Annotated in this window: 1 pseudogene; it reads left to right on the forward strand. The window is 64.0% G+C overall.

Annotated elements, in window-relative coordinates:
* The first annotated feature begins 69 nt into the window (after positions 1 to 69).
* Positions 70 to 1,415, forward strand: a pseudogene (locus EN859_RS35040) (IS5 family transposase).

Consider the following 1,415-nt stretch of genomic DNA (forward strand, 5'->3'; position numbering starts at 1 on the left):
TTTGCGATTCCCTTGTGCTGCGGAGCGTGATTCACTCGGTTCGGCGGCGGCGAATCGAGGGGACGGCGAATGTCCAAGCCACGCGAGAAGCGCGAGACGGGAGAGCAGGATCTGTTCCGCTCCAGGCTCGATCAGATCATCAACATGAAGCACGAGCTGGTGCGGCTGGCGCAGGCGATCGACTGGCCGGTGCTGGAGGAGCGTTTCGGCGCCGTCTATTCGGACGGCCCCGGCATGCCGCCGCTGCCGATCCGGCTGATGGCGGGGCTGGCGATCCTCAAGCACACCTTCAACCTGTCGGATGAGGTGCTGTGCGAGCGCTGGGTGGAGAACCCTTACTTCCAGTATCTCACCGCGAGACGTTCTTTGCCATACGCTGGCCGTTTGACCGCTCCTCGATGACGCGTTGGCGCAGTCGTATGGGCGAGGAGCGGATCGTGGCGCTTTTGCAGGAAAGCCTCAGCATTGCGGTCAAGACCGGGGCGATGAAGCCGGCCGACACGCGCCAGGTCATCGTCGACACGACCGTGCAGCCGAAGAACATCATGTTCCCGACCGACGCCAAGCTCATCCACCGGGCGCGCGAACGGCTGGTGCGGCTGGCCAAGAGGAAGGGGCTCCATTTGCGCCAGAGCTATGTGCGGGTCGGCAAGCTGGCGCTGATCAGCCATCAGCGCTATGCCCACGCCAAGCAGTTCAAGCGGGCGAACAAGGCGCTGCGCAGGCTCAAGACCTATCTCGGCCGGACCATTCGCGACATCTCTCGCCAGATCGCCGGCGATGCGGGGCTGGACGCGCTCTTCAAATGGCCGCTCTACCAGGCGGCCACCGTTCTCGAGCAACGCCAGCGCCAGCGCGGCCGCAAGATCTACAGCCTGAACGCACACGAGGTAGAATGCATCGGCAAGGGCAAGGCGCATATGCCCTACGAGTTCGGGGTGAAGGTGTCGGTGGCCACCACGCTGTAGCGTTCCAAGGGTGGCCAGTTCGCCCTGCATGCAAAAGCACTGCCCGGCAATCCCTATGACGGCCACACGCTGGCAAGCGTCATCCCCGACATGGAAAAGACCATCGGCAACGAGATCGACCGCATCCTCGCCGACGCCGGCTATCGAGGCCACAACGCACCGCAGAGCCACAAGTTCAGGGTCTTCACCGCCGGCCAGAAGCGCCGCGTCACCCCAGCCATCAAGCGCCAGATGCGGCGGCGGTCGGCGGTCGAACCCGTCATCGGCCACATCAAGAGCGAACACAGAATGGGCCGCAACTACCTCGCCGGCCAGCAGGGCGACGCCCTCAACGCCATCCTGGCCGCCGCCGGCTACAACTTCTCCCTCCTGCTCAGGTGGCTGAAGGATTTTTTGTCGCTCTTGATCGCCCTGCTTCAACTTCGGCCGAAGTCGGTCGCCGCTTAG

The organism is Mesorhizobium sp. M00.F.Ca.ET.216.01.1.1 (assembly GCF_004010325.2).
GTDB lineage: Bacteria > Pseudomonadota > Alphaproteobacteria > Rhizobiales > Rhizobiaceae > Mesorhizobium.